Source organism: Campylobacter sp. RM9331, assembly GCF_020137685.1.
Classification (GTDB): domain Bacteria; phylum Campylobacterota; class Campylobacteria; order Campylobacterales; family Campylobacteraceae; genus Campylobacter_E.
Window position 1 is genome coordinate 90,146 of the sequence record NZ_JACGBA010000001.1, and the last position, 16,657, is coordinate 106,802.

At 27.9% G+C, this 16,657-nt stretch carries 15 protein-coding genes and 1 pseudogene; 4 read left to right on the plus strand and 12 right to left on the minus strand.

Translation table 11 applies throughout. The annotated features are described in order from the left end of the window. Positions 1-3: 3 nt before the first annotated feature. The 5 genes and pseudogenes from lysA to aspA form a co-directional block, all read right to left on the minus strand. Entirely contained in the window at positions 4-1,215 is a 1,212-nt protein-coding gene (lysA, locus tag AVBRAN9331_RS00420; RefSeq protein WP_214115800.1) for a diaminopimelate decarboxylase, read from the minus strand. Positions 1,216-1,233: 18 nt separating this feature from the next. Beyond that, the gene (locus AVBRAN9331_RS00425) at positions 1,234-2,277 is read right to left on the minus strand and encodes an LptF/LptG family permease (protein WP_214115801.1); all 1,044 of its coding nucleotides are present in this window, start codon (positions 2,275-2,277) and stop codon (positions 1,234-1,236) included. Then, positions 2,278-2,718: a hypothetical protein gene (locus AVBRAN9331_RS00430; protein WP_214115802.1), complete on the minus strand. Its 441-nt coding sequence runs from the start codon at positions 2,716-2,718 to the stop codon at positions 2,278-2,280. After that, positions 2,715-4,763, minus strand: a pseudogene (gene ccsA / locus AVBRAN9331_RS00435) (cytochrome c biogenesis protein CcsA); the annotation flags it as partial. The pseudogene ccsA and the gene AVBRAN9331_RS00430, both read right to left, overlap by 4 nt. Positions 4,764-5,850: 1,087 nt before the next feature. Next, on the minus strand, positions 5,851-7,251 hold the full coding sequence (aspA, locus tag AVBRAN9331_RS00440; protein ID WP_336609594.1) for an aspartate ammonia-lyase: 1,401 nt from the start codon (positions 7,249-7,251) through the stop codon (positions 5,851-5,853). Between the two features lie 61 nt (positions 7,252-7,312). Between aspA and AVBRAN9331_RS00445 the strand changes: the two genes are divergently transcribed. The 4 genes from AVBRAN9331_RS00445 to AVBRAN9331_RS00460 are packed head-to-tail and all read left to right on the plus strand — an operon-like array spanning position 7,313 to position 10,934. Continuing rightward, positions 7,313-8,032, plus strand: a complete 720-nt coding sequence (locus AVBRAN9331_RS00445; RefSeq protein ID WP_336612197.1) for a TerC family protein — start codon at positions 7,313-7,315, stop codon at positions 8,030-8,032. Then, positions 8,022-9,722, plus strand: a complete 1,701-nt coding sequence (locus tag AVBRAN9331_RS00450; RefSeq protein ID WP_336612198.1) for a phosphoethanolamine transferase — start codon at positions 8,022-8,024, stop codon at positions 9,720-9,722. Before AVBRAN9331_RS00445 ends, AVBRAN9331_RS00450 begins: the two co-directional genes overlap by 11 nt. A gap of 49 nt (positions 9,723-9,771) precedes the next feature. Continuing rightward, on the plus strand, positions 9,772-10,704 hold the full coding sequence (trxB, locus tag AVBRAN9331_RS00455) for a thioredoxin-disulfide reductase (protein WP_336612199.1): 933 nt from the start codon (positions 9,772-9,774) through the stop codon (positions 10,702-10,704). After that, a complete protein-coding gene (locus tag AVBRAN9331_RS00460) occupies positions 10,701-10,934 on the plus strand; it encodes a hypothetical protein (protein ID WP_336612200.1) in 234 nt (77 codons plus the stop codon). The genes trxB and AVBRAN9331_RS00460 overlap by 4 nt, the downstream gene beginning before the upstream one ends. Before the next feature lie 364 nt (positions 10,935-11,298). On the opposite strand, the gene AVBRAN9331_RS00465 is transcribed toward AVBRAN9331_RS00460, so the two are convergent. From AVBRAN9331_RS00465 to fabZ, 7 genes are all read right to left on the minus strand, one after another. Next, complete coding sequence (locus tag AVBRAN9331_RS00465; protein ID WP_336612201.1) at positions 11,299-11,892, minus strand: hypothetical protein; 594 nt, start codon at positions 11,890-11,892, stop codon at positions 11,299-11,301. A gap of 4 nt (positions 11,893-11,896) precedes the next feature. Then, entirely contained in the window at positions 11,897-12,274 is a 378-nt protein-coding gene (locus tag AVBRAN9331_RS00470) for an NINE protein (protein WP_214115824.1), read from the minus strand. A gap of 85 nt (positions 12,275-12,359) precedes the next feature. Continuing rightward, the gene (mreC, locus tag AVBRAN9331_RS00475) at positions 12,360-13,130 is read right to left on the minus strand and encodes a rod shape-determining protein MreC (protein WP_336612202.1); all 771 of its coding nucleotides are present in this window, start codon (positions 13,128-13,130) and stop codon (positions 12,360-12,362) included. Beyond that, positions 13,123-14,160, minus strand: coding sequence for a rod shape-determining protein (locus AVBRAN9331_RS00480; protein ID WP_214115826.1), 1,038 nt, complete (start codon positions 14,158-14,160; stop codon positions 13,123-13,125). The genes mreC and AVBRAN9331_RS00480 overlap by 8 nt, the downstream gene beginning before the upstream one ends. After that, on the minus strand, positions 14,157-15,371 hold the full coding sequence (gene clpX / locus AVBRAN9331_RS00485) for an ATP-dependent Clp protease ATP-binding subunit ClpX (RefSeq protein ID WP_214115827.1): 1,215 nt from the start codon (positions 15,369-15,371) through the stop codon (positions 14,157-14,159). Before clpX ends, AVBRAN9331_RS00480 begins: the two co-directional genes overlap by 4 nt. Beyond that, positions 15,361-16,152, minus strand: a complete 792-nt coding sequence (lpxA, locus tag AVBRAN9331_RS00490) for an acyl-ACP--UDP-N-acetylglucosamine O-acyltransferase (protein ID WP_214150290.1) — start codon at positions 16,150-16,152, stop codon at positions 15,361-15,363. The genes clpX and lpxA overlap by 11 nt, the downstream gene beginning before the upstream one ends. Then, entirely contained in the window at positions 16,149-16,592 is a 444-nt protein-coding gene (gene fabZ, locus AVBRAN9331_RS00495; RefSeq protein WP_214115829.1) for a 3-hydroxyacyl-ACP dehydratase FabZ, read from the minus strand. Before fabZ ends, lpxA begins: the two co-directional genes overlap by 4 nt. Between the last annotated feature and the right edge of the window lie 65 nt (positions 16,593-16,657).

Sequence of the window (16,657 nt, forward strand, 5' to 3'; positions counted from 1 at the left end):
TACTCACAAACAAGATAATTCATTAGCTATTAATTCATCAAAACTTTGAGCTTTATTTATTAATTTTAACTCATTGTTGTATAAAGAATATTCAGCAACCTTTGTTCTTGAATTATAATTTGAGCTCATTACAAATCCGTAAGCTCCTGAACTTTTAATAACTACTAAATCATTTGCCATTAAAGGTGGTAAAACTATATCTTTTGCTAAGAAATCTCCACTTTCACAAACTCCACCAACTAAATCAGCCTTACTACTTTCGTTTAGCTTATTTACACTAGGAAAGCTTAAAATCTCGTGATATGCTTCGTATAAACTTGGGCGAATTAGTTCACACATAGAAGCATCGCATATTACAAATCTTTTTCCTTCGTTAATTTTTTCATATAAAACCTTGCTTACTAAATAACCTGCATTTCCTACAATATAGCGACCTGGCTCACAGCAAATTGTCAAATCTTGTGCTTTTGCAATATTTTTAATCATATGTGCAAACTCATCTAAATTAGGCTCGATTTCATCATTTTTGTATTTGATACCAACTCCGCCACCAATATCAAAAAACTTAATATTTAGCCCTGCGGTATTTAGCTCTTTTATAAATTTTTCTACCAAAATAGCAGCTTGGATAATACTACTTAATTCTAAGATATTTGAACCTATATGAAAATGAACTCCTACTGGATTTAAATAATCTGATTTATGTGCTTTTAAAAACATAGCCCTAGCATTATCTAGACTAACTCCGAATTTGTTTTCTTTAAGACCTGTTGAAATATAAGGATGAGTTTTTGCATCTATATTAGGATTTACACGAATACTTATATTTACTACTTGGTTTTTGCTCTTTGCAATACTTTCTAAAAGCTCTAATTCAGCACTACTTTCTACATTTATATAAAGTATTTTTTGCTCTATTGCAAATTCTAATTCACTTGCACTTTTACCAACCCCACTAAAAATTATTTTATAAGGTTTAGCACCTACTTTTAAAGCTCTTCTAATCTCATTTGCACTAACACAATCAAATCCACTATCTAAATTCGCTAAAAACTTTAATAAAGATAAATTTGAATTAGCCTTAACCGCGTAAAAAATATTATTTTTAGCTCCACTAAATGCTTTTTTAATACTATTAAATCTATTTTCAATCTCGTTAAAATCATACAAATAAAAAGGTGTATTAATACCATTTGCAAGTTTTAAAAAGTCCATTTTTTGCTCCTTTTATAATCACTTATTTTTATTAAACTTCATTAATGAATATACAATAATTATACTTATTGGCAAAAGAATAGCTAGTTCAGGATTTATACTACCATTACTAGCAAATCTTAATAGCAAAAATAAAACTCCATAAACTAATAAAGATAAACTTGTATATGTTAAAGCATAGATATTTAAATCATTATATCTTGGCATAATAGGAATATTGTAAAAAATTATAAGCATAAAAAATGGAGCATATAATAAAAATATACTTTGCTTATAAATACTAGCTCTTGCTATGTTTTTATTAGCTTCAAAATTATTAAGATAAAAAAATGCGTCTTTTAAAGAACTATCATCAGTGCCTAAATTATCAAGCAAACTTGGGTTAAAATCTTTTAAAATCATTTCTTTTTCTAAATTTTGATTAATTATAAAGGTATCATCAAAATTATTTCCTAATTTAAATTCCATAACTTTTGCGTCTTCTAAAACCCAATTATTATCAATAAAATTTGCTCTTTTTGCTAATATGATTTTAGATATTTCATTGTTTGTTTTTTTGATAATTTTAATATCATTCATTGTAGATTTATCATAGCTTTTTATATAAATATAATCATCTTGATATTTAAAAAACAAATCCATTTGTTCTTTGCTTAAATATCCGTATTTTAAAATATTGCTTTTATAGTTTTCTGCATAAGCAATATTTGTATAGTTTAAAAAAATTGCGATAAAACTTATTATTAAACTTATAAACATTATAGGCTTAACACTTGCATTTTTGCTAAGCCCTAAAGAATAAAACGCTATAAATTCATTTTTTTTAATAAGAGATATTTTTGTAAAAATCATAGCAAGTATTAAAGCTATTGGCAATATATAATAAAAAGCTGTAAGCATTGTATATACAATATATAATAAGAATATATTGGTATTTAAATGCAGCTTTTTATAATTAATTAAAATATCTATAAATAAATAAAATCCTACAAAAGCAATAATAAAAATTAAACAATTTTTAAGATAAAGGCTAGCAAGATACCTAAAATAAAGTTTATTCAATTACTTCATCCTTCTTCTTGCAAGTCCTAAATTCTCATATAAATCTATTTCTCTTTTGTAACTTGGATATTTTTTACCCAATTCGTGATTTAAAAAAGCAATTAATTTTGCTTCAGCACATTTGTTAGCACAAACAACACTAATAAATCCTAATTTTTTTTTAGCATCTTCACTTAAAGTTGTAAGACTTGCTCTATTTTCAAGACTTTGACTTTGTAAAAACGCTAAAACTACTTTATTTAAAGCAGCTGGAGTTTTTGCACTCTTTGCTGCTTTTATCAAATCATCTAAAGCATTTACTTTCTTGACTACTTCTTGCTTTTCTTGTGTAAGAATTTGATTTTCTTTATTTTTTGAGCTCTTGATTATAAAATAAAAAACTAGAGCAATAATTACTAAAAAAGCTACTACACCGACAATTATAAATACATTATCTCTCATAAAAGTTCTGCTTCCTTTTTATTTTTACTTGCAACAATCGCTAATAACGCCATAACTCCTACGCTAATGTAAGCATAAATAGGCACGCTAGCAGCTTCTCCTGCAGCATATGAGTGCATACCTGTTAAAAAGTAATTCACTCCAAAATAAGTCATAATAATACTCAAATATGCAAACATAGAGCATACTGCAAATGTAAATTGATTATTTATTCCTTTAATCATTCTAATGTGTAAAACTGCAGCATAAACTAAAATAGATACTAAAGCCCAAGTTTCTTTACTATCCCAGCCCCAATATCTTCCCCAAGATTCATTAGCCCAAACACCACCTAAGAAATTACCTAAAGTAAGCAATGATAAGCCTAAAATCATAGCCATTTCGTTAATCATTGTAGCTTCTTTTATATTTGATTTTATTCTTTCATTTAGCTTTTTATTTTTTCCTAACATAATAAATAAAACTAATACAAAAATTCCAAGTAAAGCACATAGACCTAAAAATCCATAACTAGCAGTTATGATACTAACATGAATTGTTAGCCAATAACTTTGTAAAACAGGTGCGAGATTGCCTATTTGTGGGTCAATTGAACTAAGATGAGCTACCATTAAAACAATAGCTGCAAGAATTGATGTAAGCGATAATGAAATAGGACTTTTTTTAGAAAATACAATACCACTTAAGCTTAATGCCCAAGAAATATACAATAAACTTTCATAAGAATTTGACCAAGGTGCATGACCACTTAAATATCCCCTAATAGCAAGTGCAATTGTATGAACTATGAAAACTAAAATATTTAGATAATAAACTATTTTAAAGGCAGTTTTTAGACTTGTTTTACCACTAATCATTCTTGAAAATACTAAAATTAATAGCACTAAACCACCTAATAAATAAACAGGGCTTAATTTTGTAAAAATCCCTACCTTATCAAAAGCGATTTCTAATTTAAATTTTGCTTCATCAATATTAGTTCCTTGACTTGCCTTAATCTCATTTAAAATCTTTGAGCTTAAAGCATAATTATTGTCTTTATTTGCATTTATTAATGATAAAAAATAAGCTTTTAAATCAGGTTTGCTAGTTTCTAAGACATTTAAAGCTTTACCATCTTCAAAACTAGCTCTTACATAACCACCTAAAGAAGCGTAATATAAAAGATTTAAACGCTCATCAACTTTTAATAATTCTTTTTCATAAGTTCCACGCTTGTTTGGATTGGTTCTTAAAGCCTTATCAACTTCATCTTTTAAAGCATATACATTATTTGGAAAAAAATCGTAAAAACTAGCATATTTACCCTTGCCAAGATTTAAAAAATCTCTTATTTCTTGATTGCTTAGATAAATAAATTTTTCTTTAGAAAAGTCTTTAAAATCACTCATAATCCATATTAAAAGCTCTGTTGCATCTTTGCCTTGATAAGTGCTTGTTTTATGAATTTTATTTACTAAATCAAGTGCTAATGAGCCAAATGGAGCTATTCTTCCATTGTCTTTTTGAACTGGTAAAACGCTTAATTCTTTTACATGCTCTTCTAGGCTAACTGGGGCTAGATTTTTATTAGCATTATCTATAGCTTCATTAATGTCATCAGAATGTAAAAGCGGAGTTAAAGCACTAAGTAAAAGCACTAATGAACTCATTTTTGCTAAGCGTTTTGTTAAAATCATAAAGCGTGAGTTTTTGTAAATTAAGTTTAAAAATAATCCTATACCTAATAATAAATATCCAATATAAGTTGGTATTTTGCCTGGGTCTTGATTTACACTTAAAATAGTTCCTAGCTCATCTTTATCGTATGAGCTTTGATAAAATCTATAACCTTTATGGTCTAATACATTATTCATATAAATCTTATAATCCTTACTTTCATCATCATTTATTCTAATATAACTTGCATAAGATTTCGGAGAATTTGAAGCCATATAACGCTCTAATTCAAATTTGTTTAAAGTAAAGCTAAATGGTAATTCAAGTAATTTAGCAGTATAAGATATGCTAAAAGTTTGATTTGCTAGAGTGATTTTTTGCCCTTCTCCTTCAAATAAATATGCGTATAAACTATCATTATCATAAGTTACTTTTACTAAATAAGCATTTGGATACTCGCTATCTTTGCTATCTTCGTAGTATTTAACGCCGTTTTTGTAAAATTTATCAAATCCAATTTTGTAATTTTCAAATGAAATTACCATTCCATCATCAAGGCTAAATTCATTATCAGCTAATAATTTTATATTTTTCTTATTTTTAACATCAAATATTTCTAAATCAAAATTCGCTTTAATTTTGTTTTCGTTAAATTCTAAAAGCTTAGCATTCATTGAAATAGCTTTTTTATTTGCTATTACAACTTCTCCTAATACAACAAATCTACCTTCATCAAGGGCTAATGCACTTGAGCCTTGCTCTCCTGAAACATTTAATAACACAAAAGGTTTTCCGCCTATTTCTTCTTTATAAGCTGGTTTTGCGTGTAAAATAACTTTTTCTAATTTTAAATTAGCTATTTTGCCATCTAAATCTAAGTTAATATCTACATCATTATGACCTATTACGCTTATATATTTAAACTCATCGCTTGAATAGTATTTATTATCTTTCATAGCAGAAATACTAAAAAATGCTTCTCTTGAGCTTACTATATTTGAAGTTTCATTTTCTCTTATATGAATATATCCTTCAAATCCATAATACCTAGTAAGTGCCGAGCCAAGTAGCATAAATAAAAAACTAAGATGGAATATAAAAAGCGGTAATTTTTCATACATTTTATATCTAAATATTGCAAAAAATAAATTAATTCCTAGCAATACCTGAATAGCAGCAAACCACCAGCTAGCATATATTAAAGCCCAAGCTGTAGGAGTTCCATATTTGCTTTCTATAAAAGTTGCTAAACCACTAGCAAAAGCAAACAACAAAAACAAAATTATGCTTAATTTCATACTTGATATCATCTTATACATTGTTATTCCTTGTGATTGTTAAAGATAAATTTTAACTAAAAAAAATTAGCTAAATTTAAACAAAAGCAATAAATAATAATTTTTATTATTTAGATTAAATTATTATCTATTACTTTTTAAAGAAATAGGAATTTAAAATTCCTATTTCAAAATATTATTTAATTTCTCCCATATGTGGCTTTAACATAAACTCAGGGCTTAAAATCTTATCAAGCTTTTCTTTATCCATTAATTTACGCTCTAAAACTAAATCATAAACTCTTGCACCCGTTTGCAATGCAACTTTTGCAATACTTGCACTATTTTCATAACCTATATAAGGATTTAGTGCGGTTACAATTCCTATACTATTCATCACAAAATCTTCGCATATTTGTTTATTTGCTGTGATACCATCTACACATTTATCAGCTAAAGTCTTCATAGAACGCTCAAGCATACAAATACTATTTAATAAACTATATGCTGCAAGTGGTTCAAATACATTTAATTGTAATTGTCCTCCCTCGCAAGCTAAAGTAACGCTAACATCAGCACCAATTACATAATAACACACTTGATTTACTACTTCAGGGATAACTGGATTTACCTTACCTGGCATAATTGATGAGCCTGGTTGCATTTTTGGTAAGTTAATTTCATTTAAGCCACATTTTGGACCACTAGAAAGTAATCTTAAATCATTACAAACTTTACTTAATTTTGTTGCAACTCTTTTTAAAACTCCACTAATTTGAACAAAAGCTCCTGTATCTTGTGTAGCTTCTATTAAATCATCTGCTATTACAAAATTTGCACCTGTTATGTATTGAAGGTGTTTTGCAACGATTGGTGGATAATCAGGATGAGAATTAATTCCTGTTCCAATAGCAGTTGCACCCAAGTTAATTTCTAAAATTAAGCTTCTTGCTTCGCTAACTCTTTGTATATCTTCGCCAAGCATTACAGCAAAAGTTTTAAATTCTCTTCCTAAAGTCATCGGAACTGCGTCTTGAAGCTGGGTTCTTCCCATTTTTATAATATCTTTAAACTCAATTGCTTTTCTTTCATAAGCTGCTTTTAAATAATTCATAGCTTTCATTAAATCGCTTAAATAATCATATAAAGCAACTCTTAAAGATGTTGGATAAGCATCATTTGTGCTTTGAGATAAATTCACATGGTCATTTGGATGGCAATACTCATACTCACCTTTTTTATGCCCTAATTTTTCTAACGCAATATTTGCTATAACTTCATTTGCATTCATATTTGTAGAAGTTCCTGCACCACCTTGTATCATATCTACAACAAATTGGTCTTTGTATTTTCCAGCTATTAATTCATCACAAGCAAAACAAATAGCGTTTTTAATCTCTTCATTAATTAAGCCTAATTCATAATTAGCTAAAGCTGCTGCTTTTTTTACTTTCGCAAAAGATATAATTAGTCTTGGAAAGTCCTTTAAACGCTTTCCTGAAATGTCAAAATTTTGCACTGCTCTTAAGGTCTGAACTCCATAATAAATATCATCAGCAATTTCAAGTTCACCTAAAAAATCGTGTTCTAATCTCATTTAATCTCCTTTAAAAAATTTCGGTTAGGATAGCATTTTTTAATCAATAAAAAGGACAATTATGTTTGAATGGATTTTCACTTCAGAAGGCATATTATCTTTCGTAACTTTAGTATTACTTGAGATAGTTTTAGGTATAGATAATATTATTTTTCTTACTATTTTAGTAAGTAAATTACCAAAACACCTTCAAAATAAAGGCCGTATTTTAGGACTTGGTTTTGCTATGCTAACTCGTATAGCACTTTTATTTAGTATCTTTTGGCTTGTTAAACTTACAAAACCTTTATTTAATATCTTAGGTCAAGATTTTAGCGGTAGAGATATTGTCTTAATTGGTGGGGGAATATTTTTAATAATTAAATCAATTAAAGAACTAATATCAATGCAAAAAAACGAGCATAGTGATAATAGTAATTTTAAGGCTAGTTCAAATTTCTTTGTTGTAATAATTGAAATTGCTTTAATTGATATAATTTTTTCTTTAGATAGTGTAATTACTGCGGTAGGAATTGCTGATGAGCTTAGTATTATGATATTAGCTGTAATAATTGCTATGATGTTTATGATGATTGCTAGTAAATGGATTGGAGATTTAGTAGAAAAATTCCAAGAATTAAAAACTCTAGCTTTAACATTTTTAGTCTTAGTTGGTGGCGTTTTAATAGTTGAAGGTTTAAATATTCATATAAATAAAGCATATATTTATACTACTTTAGCATTTAGTATAGTAAATACAACCCTAAATATCTTGCAAAAAAAGGCTAAAGATGAAGAATAATTTTACTGAATTTGTTTTAAAGCATTTTGGAATATTTTTATATTTTACACTAAGCAATATTTTTATAATAATTATTTTTAACTATATCAATATTGGTTATGAATTTTTAAAGTTTACAAAACATATAATCGTAAGTACTTTTATACTAATTTGTATTTTATTTTTACTAGCCTATATAATTCAAAAAATAATTAAAATATTTGTCAAAAATAATTTAATAGTAAATTATATATCAAAAATATTAAAATGGGGGGGGGTATTATTAACACTAACAATAGGGATTATAAATATTATTTTAATAATAAATTTTAATACTTTATTTTCATATAATGCCACAATAGCAATTGCAAACACTAATATTCAAGAGTGTATAGAATTTATCAGTGTATATTTAAATATTAAAACAATAATAAGTGTATTAATTTTTACTATACTTAGCATTATAATATGTAAAATATCTTTTAAATTTAATGTAAAAAATAAAACCAACTTAATAATAATCATTACTATTATTTTGCTTTTTTTAAATGATATTAGAAGAACCATAAAATTAAACAACTATGAACGCTTAAATTCAATTCCAATAATTTGTTTTGTAAAAAATATTTTTGTAAATGATGATTTATATATAGAATTTGAAAAAATATATGATAGCTACAAAAAAATAGCAGAAAATCATAAAAAACTAGTAGCAGAAAATAATATAAAAAATATTATATTAATAATAGGAGAAAGCTCAAGGAGAGATGCTTATCAAGATTACGGTCAAACTTTACAAACAACTCCAAATATTTTAAAAATTAATAATAAAATTATTTTCAATGATATTATTTCACCATATACATTCACTTATAAAACATTAAGTATGTTATTAAATTTTTCAAATTTAGATTCAGAAAAAAATAAAAAATTTTATAATAATTTAGACATCATAAGTTTATTTAATTTATCTGATTATGTCACTAACTGGATTTCAAACCAAGAGTATGATAATATAACAGGTCCTATATCAAAAATGGCTAATAACGAATATTTTATTAACAAAAAAATTAATGTTGATACTCTTATGAGAATACAAAAATTAGATGAATTTTTACTACCTATTATTAATAAATATAAAAATCAATATATAAATCATAAAAGTTTTTATATTGTGCATTTATTAGGCAATCATAGCGATTATATTAAAAGATATTCAAAAGAATTTGAATATTTTACAGCTAATGATATTAATAGTGAATTAGAACGCAAAGAAAAACAAATAGTTGCAAATTACTATAACTCAATTTTATATACAGATTTTATAATAAGCAAAATATTTGAAATCTTTAAAGATGAAGATAGTATAATTATTTACTTAAGTGATCATGGAGAAATTTTAAAAGATAGTAAAAAAAATAATATATTTGGACATGGAATCATAGATAAACTTACAGTCGAGATACCTTTTATTATATTTTACTCAGATACATTTAAACTATTGCATGAAGATTTAATAAAAAGATTAGAAAAATCAAAAAATTTACCTTTTATGACTGATGATTTAATACATTTAATTTGTGATATAGCAGGGATAAAAACAGATGAATTTATCTCAGAACGTAGTTTAATAAATAATAAATATAATACAAATAGAGAAAGGAATATTGAAAATACAATTAATTATGATAAATTTTTAAAGAATAATTAACTTAATAAAGTTATTATTAAATAATAAAAATTATTAATTAGGAGATAAAATGTTAGATTTAGCTATTATTGGTGGTGGCCCTGCTGGTCTTAGTGCGGGATTATATGCAACTCGTGGTGGGCTTAAAAATGTTGTAATGTATGAAAAATTTATGCCAGGCGGACAAATCACAAGCTCAAGTGAGATGGAGAATTACCCAGGCGTTGCAACCGTAATGGATGGAATTAGCTTTATGGCACCTTGGAGTGAGCAAAGCACTAGATTTGGTCTAAAAATTGAGCAAAAAGAAGTAATTAGAGTTGAAAAAAATGGCGAGAATTTTAAAATAATTTTCTCTGATAATTCAAGCGATGATGCTAAAGCTGTTATAGTTTGCACAGGAGCAGCTCCTAAAAAAGCTGGTTTTATAGGCGAAAATGAATTTTTTGGTCGTGGAGTAAGCACATGTGCAACTTGCGATGGTGCGTTTTATAGAAAAAAAGAAGTAGCAGTTTTAGGTGGTGGAGATACCGCACTTGAAGAAGCACTTTATCTAGCTAATCTATGCTCTAAAGTATATTTAATCCACAGAAGAGAAGGTTTTCGTGCAGCTCCATCAACCGTTGAAAGAGCTAAGAAAAATGAAAAAATTGAGTTTATTTTAAATGCTAAAGTAGAAGAAGTTGTAGGAGATAATGCTGGAGTTACAGGCGTTAAAATAGCATTTAATGATGGTAGCAAAAAAGATTTAGCAGTTCCAGGGATATTTACTTTCGTAGGACTTGATGTGAGAAATGAAGTATTAAAACAAACTGATGGCTCATTTTTATGCGAAATGGTAGGAGATGCTGTTAAGGTTGATTTAAAAATGAGAACGAGTGTTGAAGGCTTGTTTGCTGCGGGAGATTTAAGAGTAGATGCCCCAAGACAAGTTGTTTGTGCTGCGGCTGATGGTGCTAACGCTGCTTTAGGCGTAATTTCATATTTAGAGAGCAAACATTGATAACTAAAATCAAATTAGCATTAGTTAATGAAGATTTTTACGAATTAGAAAGTTTAGCCAATGAGCTAGAAGATAAAATTAATAGCGGTTGGCTAGATACTCTAAGTAAAGATGAATTAGTAGAATTACAAGCTTTACATACTCAATTAATTGATACTTTATTAAAATTAAAGCATAAAGATTTAGAAAGATTAAAAAAGCTTAAAAAATCTTTAAGCTATATAAAATAGGAATTTTAAATTCCTATTCTTACCATCTAGTTACACCACCAATAGCCATTACACTAGCACCTACAATAAAAAGGCTAATTAATTTTATAACTAACAATAAAGCAATAATAAATCCAATAGCTATTAAAATATTTATGGGTTTTCTAGGTTTAATTAAAATTAGAAAGTTTAGCCAATGAGTTAGAAGAAAAAATTAATAGCAATTGGCTAGATACTCTAAGTAAAGATGAATTAGTAGAATTACAAGCTTTACATACTCAATTATTTGATACTTTATTAAAATTAAAGCATAAAGATTTAGAAAGATTAAAAAAGCTTAAAAAATCTTTAAGCTATATAAAATAGGAATTTTAAATTCCTATTCTTACCATCTAGTTACGCCACCAATAGCCATTACACTAGCACCTACAATAAAAAGGCTAATTAATTTTATAACTAACAATAAAGCAATAATAAATCCAATAGCTATTAAAATATTTATGGGTTTTCTAGGTTTGCTAATAGGTGTTAATTCGTATTTAGTGAAAAATTCTTTTAATAAAAAATATCTATAAGTTGCGCTTGTTAAAACGCTTATAATCACATAAATTAAAACATAACTAATATAAGAAAAATCAAAAGAATTTGACAAACCCTTTGGTTTAAAATAAAAATAACCAAAAAAAGATAAAACCACAATTGCCCCATAAACAATTCCTGCATAAATCCACATAGAACGCAACGCATAGCTAAAATAACTAAACAATAATGTAGGAAGGCATATATCTTTTAGTCTAAAAGAATATCTTGCTGTATTTGATTCGCCATTATTTGTATAGTATTTTGCCGCATTGCTTAATTCATCAACTATTGCAGCATTTGGCAATTCTCCTACAAATTCACTCAACTTTACTCTCAATTCTTCTTCGTTTTTGATTAATTCTTGACCTTTGTTAGAAATTAAAAAATCTGTTTTCATAAAATCATCCTATTATTTGTAATATTTTTGTGTAATTGTCTTTTTGAACTGCTTTATATACAAAATATATATCAACTAATACATAAATATATAAAGCCCATAAAATAAAAACTCCGATAAATATAAGTGTCGAAGCTAAGCCTATTAAAAATAGACCTATTTTTAAAAATCCTAAAAGCATATTTCCTTGATAAAATCTATCAACACCCCAAACTCCGAAGAAAAATCCTAAAACTGCTGCTAAAATTGGGCTTTTTAATGGGATTAGTGGAAGGTTTTTATATTTTTCTTCGCTTAAATTATCAAGTTTATCATTTAGCATAAACTTTTGCTCACTTGAAATTTTATTATCAAGCAACATTAAAATGGAACTCTTATCCATAATTACTCCTTTTTTAAAATGAAGTAATTATTCTACACCCCCCCCTATTAACAAAGGGTAAATTAATAAAAAATAATTTAAGATTTTAATTTTTAATTTCTTGTAAGTTCTCTTTAGCACTTACCATATAAACATATCTATAAGGGCTAAGAGTTTTTGTATCTTCTAAAATAGCTCTTTTATATCCAGCTTCATCTATGATTTTTACTACTTTTCCAACATAAATACCCTCTGGAAAAATCAAATCCTTTCCACTCGTATAAACCAAATCTCCTATATTTAATTCTTTATAATCAGTAACGAAATTAACATAAATTGAATTTTTACTACCTTGTAAAATAGCAGGAGTTTTATTTTCCCCAACAACCACAGAAAAAACACATTTTTCATCATTTAAACTAAGTGCATAAGCTCTATTATTATTTGAATACATAATCCCCACTGCATTATTATCATATATCAAACCATAAGTAATATCAGGCTTTATACCATCATAACTCATCCAAAATTTAGTTAAACTTCCAATTTTTTCATAAGATAATACCCTAGTTAAGGCTAATTCAAATTCATATTTTTTAAGATTATGGGCTTTTGCAAGATTGTTATATTCTATAACCAAATTATCATATAAGAATTTGTATTGTTTTAGCTTTTTATTTTCTGTGCTTAATTCATCTATCTGATTTACTTGATTAAAATATTTAGTAATATTTTGTTTGGTGTAATCATAAGCATTATAAAGCTTATTTAAAACAAAATCATTAACCCCTAAAACAGCGTTTTTAACATCTGCTACAAAATAATAAGAAGATGTAAGCAAAACGCATATTAGGAGTAATAATTTAAATTTATTCATCATTTACTATTTGTCTTAGTAAAGAAATCTCTTCAAGTATTTTTCCAGTTCCTCTTGCTACTGCATGAAGTGGCTCATCAGCAACATAAACAGGTAATTTTACAATATCGCTTAAATATTTATCAATTCCACGGATTAATGCTCCACCACCAGTTAACACTATACCATTTTCTACAATATCGCCTGCAAGTTCTGGTTTTGTATTTTCTAATACGAACTTAAGCGCATCAGCAATTTCTTTTAAAGGCTCTTTTATAGCTTCACGAATATCTTCGCTACTTAGCTCAACCTTACTTAAAAGCCCTTTTACTTGGTCTTTTCCTTTAACAACTATAGTTAATTCTTCAGGTAATTGAATAGCTGAACCAACTTGGATTTTAATATCTTCGCTAGTTCTTTCGCCTATTATTAGATTGTATTTTTCTTTTACATAATTTACAATTGAACTATCTAACTTATCTCCTGCTGTTCTAATACTTTTTGCAGTATGAAGACCACCTAGAGTAATAACTCCTATTTCAGTAGTTCCACCACCAATATCAACTACTAATGAGCCTACAGGTTCTTGCACGGGAAGATTTGCACCAATTGCTGCAGCCATTGGCTCTTCAACCAAATACACTTCTCTTGCACCAGCACTCAAAGCACTTTCGCGAACTGCTTTTCTTTCAACTTGAGTTAGACCATAAGGAACTGATATTAATATTCTAGGGCGTAAAAAACTCTTTCTTTTATGTGTTTTTTCAATAAAATATCTAATCATTTTTTCAGTCATATCAAAATCAGCTATAACCCCATCTCTCATAGGGCGAATTGCTTGAATATCACTAGGAGTTTTGCCTAGCATTTCTTTAGCTTCTTTACCAACTGCTAAAATTTTGCTCTTTCCATATTTTGTATGTTGAACTGCTACAACACTTGGCTCATCAATTACTACACCCTTATCTTTTACCAATACAAGAGTATTTGCTGTGCCTAAATCAATACCCATATCACTTGAAAATAACCCTATTAAATGGTCTAGTATCATTTATTATCCTTAATTTTTAAAAAAATAGCATCGCCTTCGCCATTAACAAAATCTTTATTTATAACGATTTCATAACCTTCATATTTATCTAAATCAAACATTAAATCAAGTAATAATTGCTCTAATATCCCACGAAGACCTCTTGCTCCTGTTTTTCTATCAAGAGCTTTTTTAGCAATAGCTAAAAGCGCGTCTTTATCAAATTCTAATTTAACACCATCAAATTCAAAAATCTTTTGATATTGCTTGATTATTGAATTTTTTGGCTCAATTAAAATTCTTACCATATCTTCTTCGCTAATTTCATTAAGACTTGCAATTGCGTGCAATCTTCCAACTAATTCAGGAATTAGACCAAATTTAATCAAATCATCAGGCTCAATATGTGAATACAATTCATCTTCACTAAGTTTAACGCTAGTAGTATCAAAACCCATTACATTCTCGCCTTGCTTTTGCTTTAAAATCTCTTCAATTCCATCAAAAGCACCACCACAAATAAATAAAATATTTGAAGTATCAACTTGAATAAATTCTTGATTTGGGTGTTTTCTACCGCCTTGTGGTGGGACATTTACAACGCTACCTTCTATTATCTTAAGCAATGCTTGCTGAACGCCTTCTCCACTTACATCTCTTGTAATTGAGCGGTTTTCTCCCTTTCTTGCAATTTTATCAATTTCATCAATGAAAATTATCCCACATTCTGCGCGCTCAACATTATAATCAGCTGCTTGTAAAAGTCTTGTTAAGATATTTTCAACATCTTCTCCTACATACCCAGCTTCAGTTAAACTCGTAGCATCGCAAATTGCTATAGGAATATCAAGTGCTTTTGCCATAGTTTGAGCTAAAAGTGTCTTACCACTTCCTGTAGGTCCTACTAATAAAACATTTGATTTTGCTAATTCCACATCACTCTCATCAGCATTACTCATAAGCCTTTTATAATGATTATGAACGCTTACGCTTAAAACCTTTTTTGCTCTATCTTGACCTATTACATAATTATCCAAATGAGATTTTAAAGCTTTTGAACTTATATCTTTTAAACTATCAGCTACCTCATCTACTGCTAATTCTTTATTTTTAGCATCATACATTTTAAATATAACACCAGCACAAGTAGGACAAATTGTATTATTTTTACCATTTGAAAGTAGGTCAAACGGATAAGATTTGCCACAAAAACTACAAATATTATTGCTCATTATCATTTCCTTTCACTGGAATTCCACGCTTTGTATTTAAAATAAACGAGCATAATTTAACAACTTCGGCAGAATTTGAACTCTCATATAAAGCTTTTGCTCTATCGCTAATTAGCCCTGTTTTGCTTCTAAAAATCTTACTAAATGCTTCACTTAATTCATTTATTTTATCTTTTTCTAAATGTCTTCTAAGCCCTACTAAATTAAGACTTCTAACATAAGCACGATTACCTTCAGCTAGACAAAAATGTGGTAAATCTTGAGATAATGCTGAAGCACCTCCAAGCATACAATAATCGCCTATTTTAACCCATTGATGAACCGGAGTAAGTCCGCCAATCACACTAAATGAGCCAACTTCAACATGCCCTGCTAAGGTTACATTGTTTGCTAAAATTATATTATCAGCTAAGGTGCAATCGTGTGCAATATGAACATAAGCCATTATGAAATTATTATTTCCAACTCTTGTGTATCCATCGCCTTTTTGTGTGCCACAATTTATAGTGCAAAACTCACGAATAGTTGTGTTATCACCTATTATTAAAGCTGAAAAATCATCGTTTTTATAAGAAATATCTTGTGGAATATCACCTAAAATAGCATAAGAAAAAATCTTGCAATTATTTCCTATTTTTGTATTTCCTAAAATTCTTGCACCACTTTTAATAATGCAATTATCACCAATTTCTACATTACTTCCTATATATGCAAAAGGCTCAATGTTAACATTTTTGCCTATTTTTGCACCATTTTCTATTATTGCTAAATCTGAAATCATTTATCTACTATCATCGCTTTTAAAATTGCTTGAGTGCATAATGTATCATCTACATAAGCCTCGCCACTAAACACCCACATTGCTCCACGGTTTTTAACAACGCTCATTTTATATACTAATTTATCGCCTGGTCTTACTGGTGATTTGAATTTTACTTCTTCCATTCCTGTAAAATATACTACCTTGCTTTTAGGATCAACACTATCTTTCATACTTTGAAAAGCTAAAATTCCACCCGTTTGAGCCATTCCTTCTAATATTAAAACTCCTGGATAAATCGGATGACCTGGAAAGTGTCCTGCAAATACTTGATCACTTATACTAACATTTTTATAACCTAATACATAACCTTCATCAAGATTGATTTCTGTGATTTTATCAACTAACAAAAATGGTGGTCTATGTGGTAAAATTTCTTGAATTTGCATTACATCTAACATTATTATTCCTTTACTATGCTTAAAGGGATTTATTTTAATTTCAGCAATTAAACAAAGTGTAATAA

What these genes read in the sequence shown, in the direction of transcription:
- lysA (WP_214115800.1), bottom strand. Translation starts at nt 1,215, where the DNA reads ATGGACTTTTTAAAACTTGCAAATGGTATTAATACACCTTTTTATTTG.
- AVBRAN9331_RS00430 (WP_214115802.1), bottom strand. Translation starts at nt 2,718, where the DNA reads ATGAGAGATAATGTATTTATAATTGTCGGTGTAGTAGCTTTTTTAGTA.
- aspA (WP_336609594.1), bottom strand. Translation starts at nt 7,251, where the DNA reads ATGAGATTAGAACACGATTTTTTAGGTGAACTTGAAATTGCTGATGAT.
- AVBRAN9331_RS00445 (WP_336612197.1), top strand. Translation starts at nt 7,313, where the DNA reads ATGTTTGAATGGATTTTCACTTCAGAAGGCATATTATCTTTCGTAACT.
- AVBRAN9331_RS00450 (WP_336612198.1), top strand. Translation starts at nt 8,022, where the DNA reads ATGAAGAATAATTTTACTGAATTTGTTTTAAAGCATTTTGGAATATTT.
- trxB (WP_336612199.1), top strand. Translation starts at nt 9,772, where the DNA reads ATGTTAGATTTAGCTATTATTGGTGGTGGCCCTGCTGGTCTTAGTGCG.
- AVBRAN9331_RS00465 (WP_336612201.1), bottom strand. Translation starts at nt 11,892, where the DNA reads ATGAAAACAGATTTTTTAATTTCTAACAAAGGTCAAGAATTAATCAAA.
- AVBRAN9331_RS00470 (WP_214115824.1), bottom strand. Translation starts at nt 12,274, where the DNA reads ATGGATAAGAGTTCCATTTTAATGTTGCTTGATAATAAAATTTCAAGT.
- mreC (WP_336612202.1), bottom strand. Translation starts at nt 13,130, where the DNA reads ATGAATAAATTTAAATTATTACTCCTAATATGCGTTTTGCTTACATCT.
- AVBRAN9331_RS00480 (WP_214115826.1), bottom strand. Translation starts at nt 14,160, where the DNA reads ATGATACTAGACCATTTAATAGGGTTATTTTCAAGTGATATGGGTATT.
- clpX (WP_214115827.1), bottom strand. Translation starts at nt 15,371, where the DNA reads ATGAGCAATAATATTTGTAGTTTTTGTGGCAAATCTTATCCGTTTGAC.
- lpxA (WP_214150290.1), bottom strand. Translation starts at nt 16,152, where the DNA reads ATGATTTCAGATTTAGCAATAATAGAAAATGGTGCAAAAATAGGCAAA.
- fabZ (WP_214115829.1), bottom strand. Translation starts at nt 16,592, where the DNA reads ATGTTAGATGTAATGCAAATTCAAGAAATTTTACCACATAGACCACCA.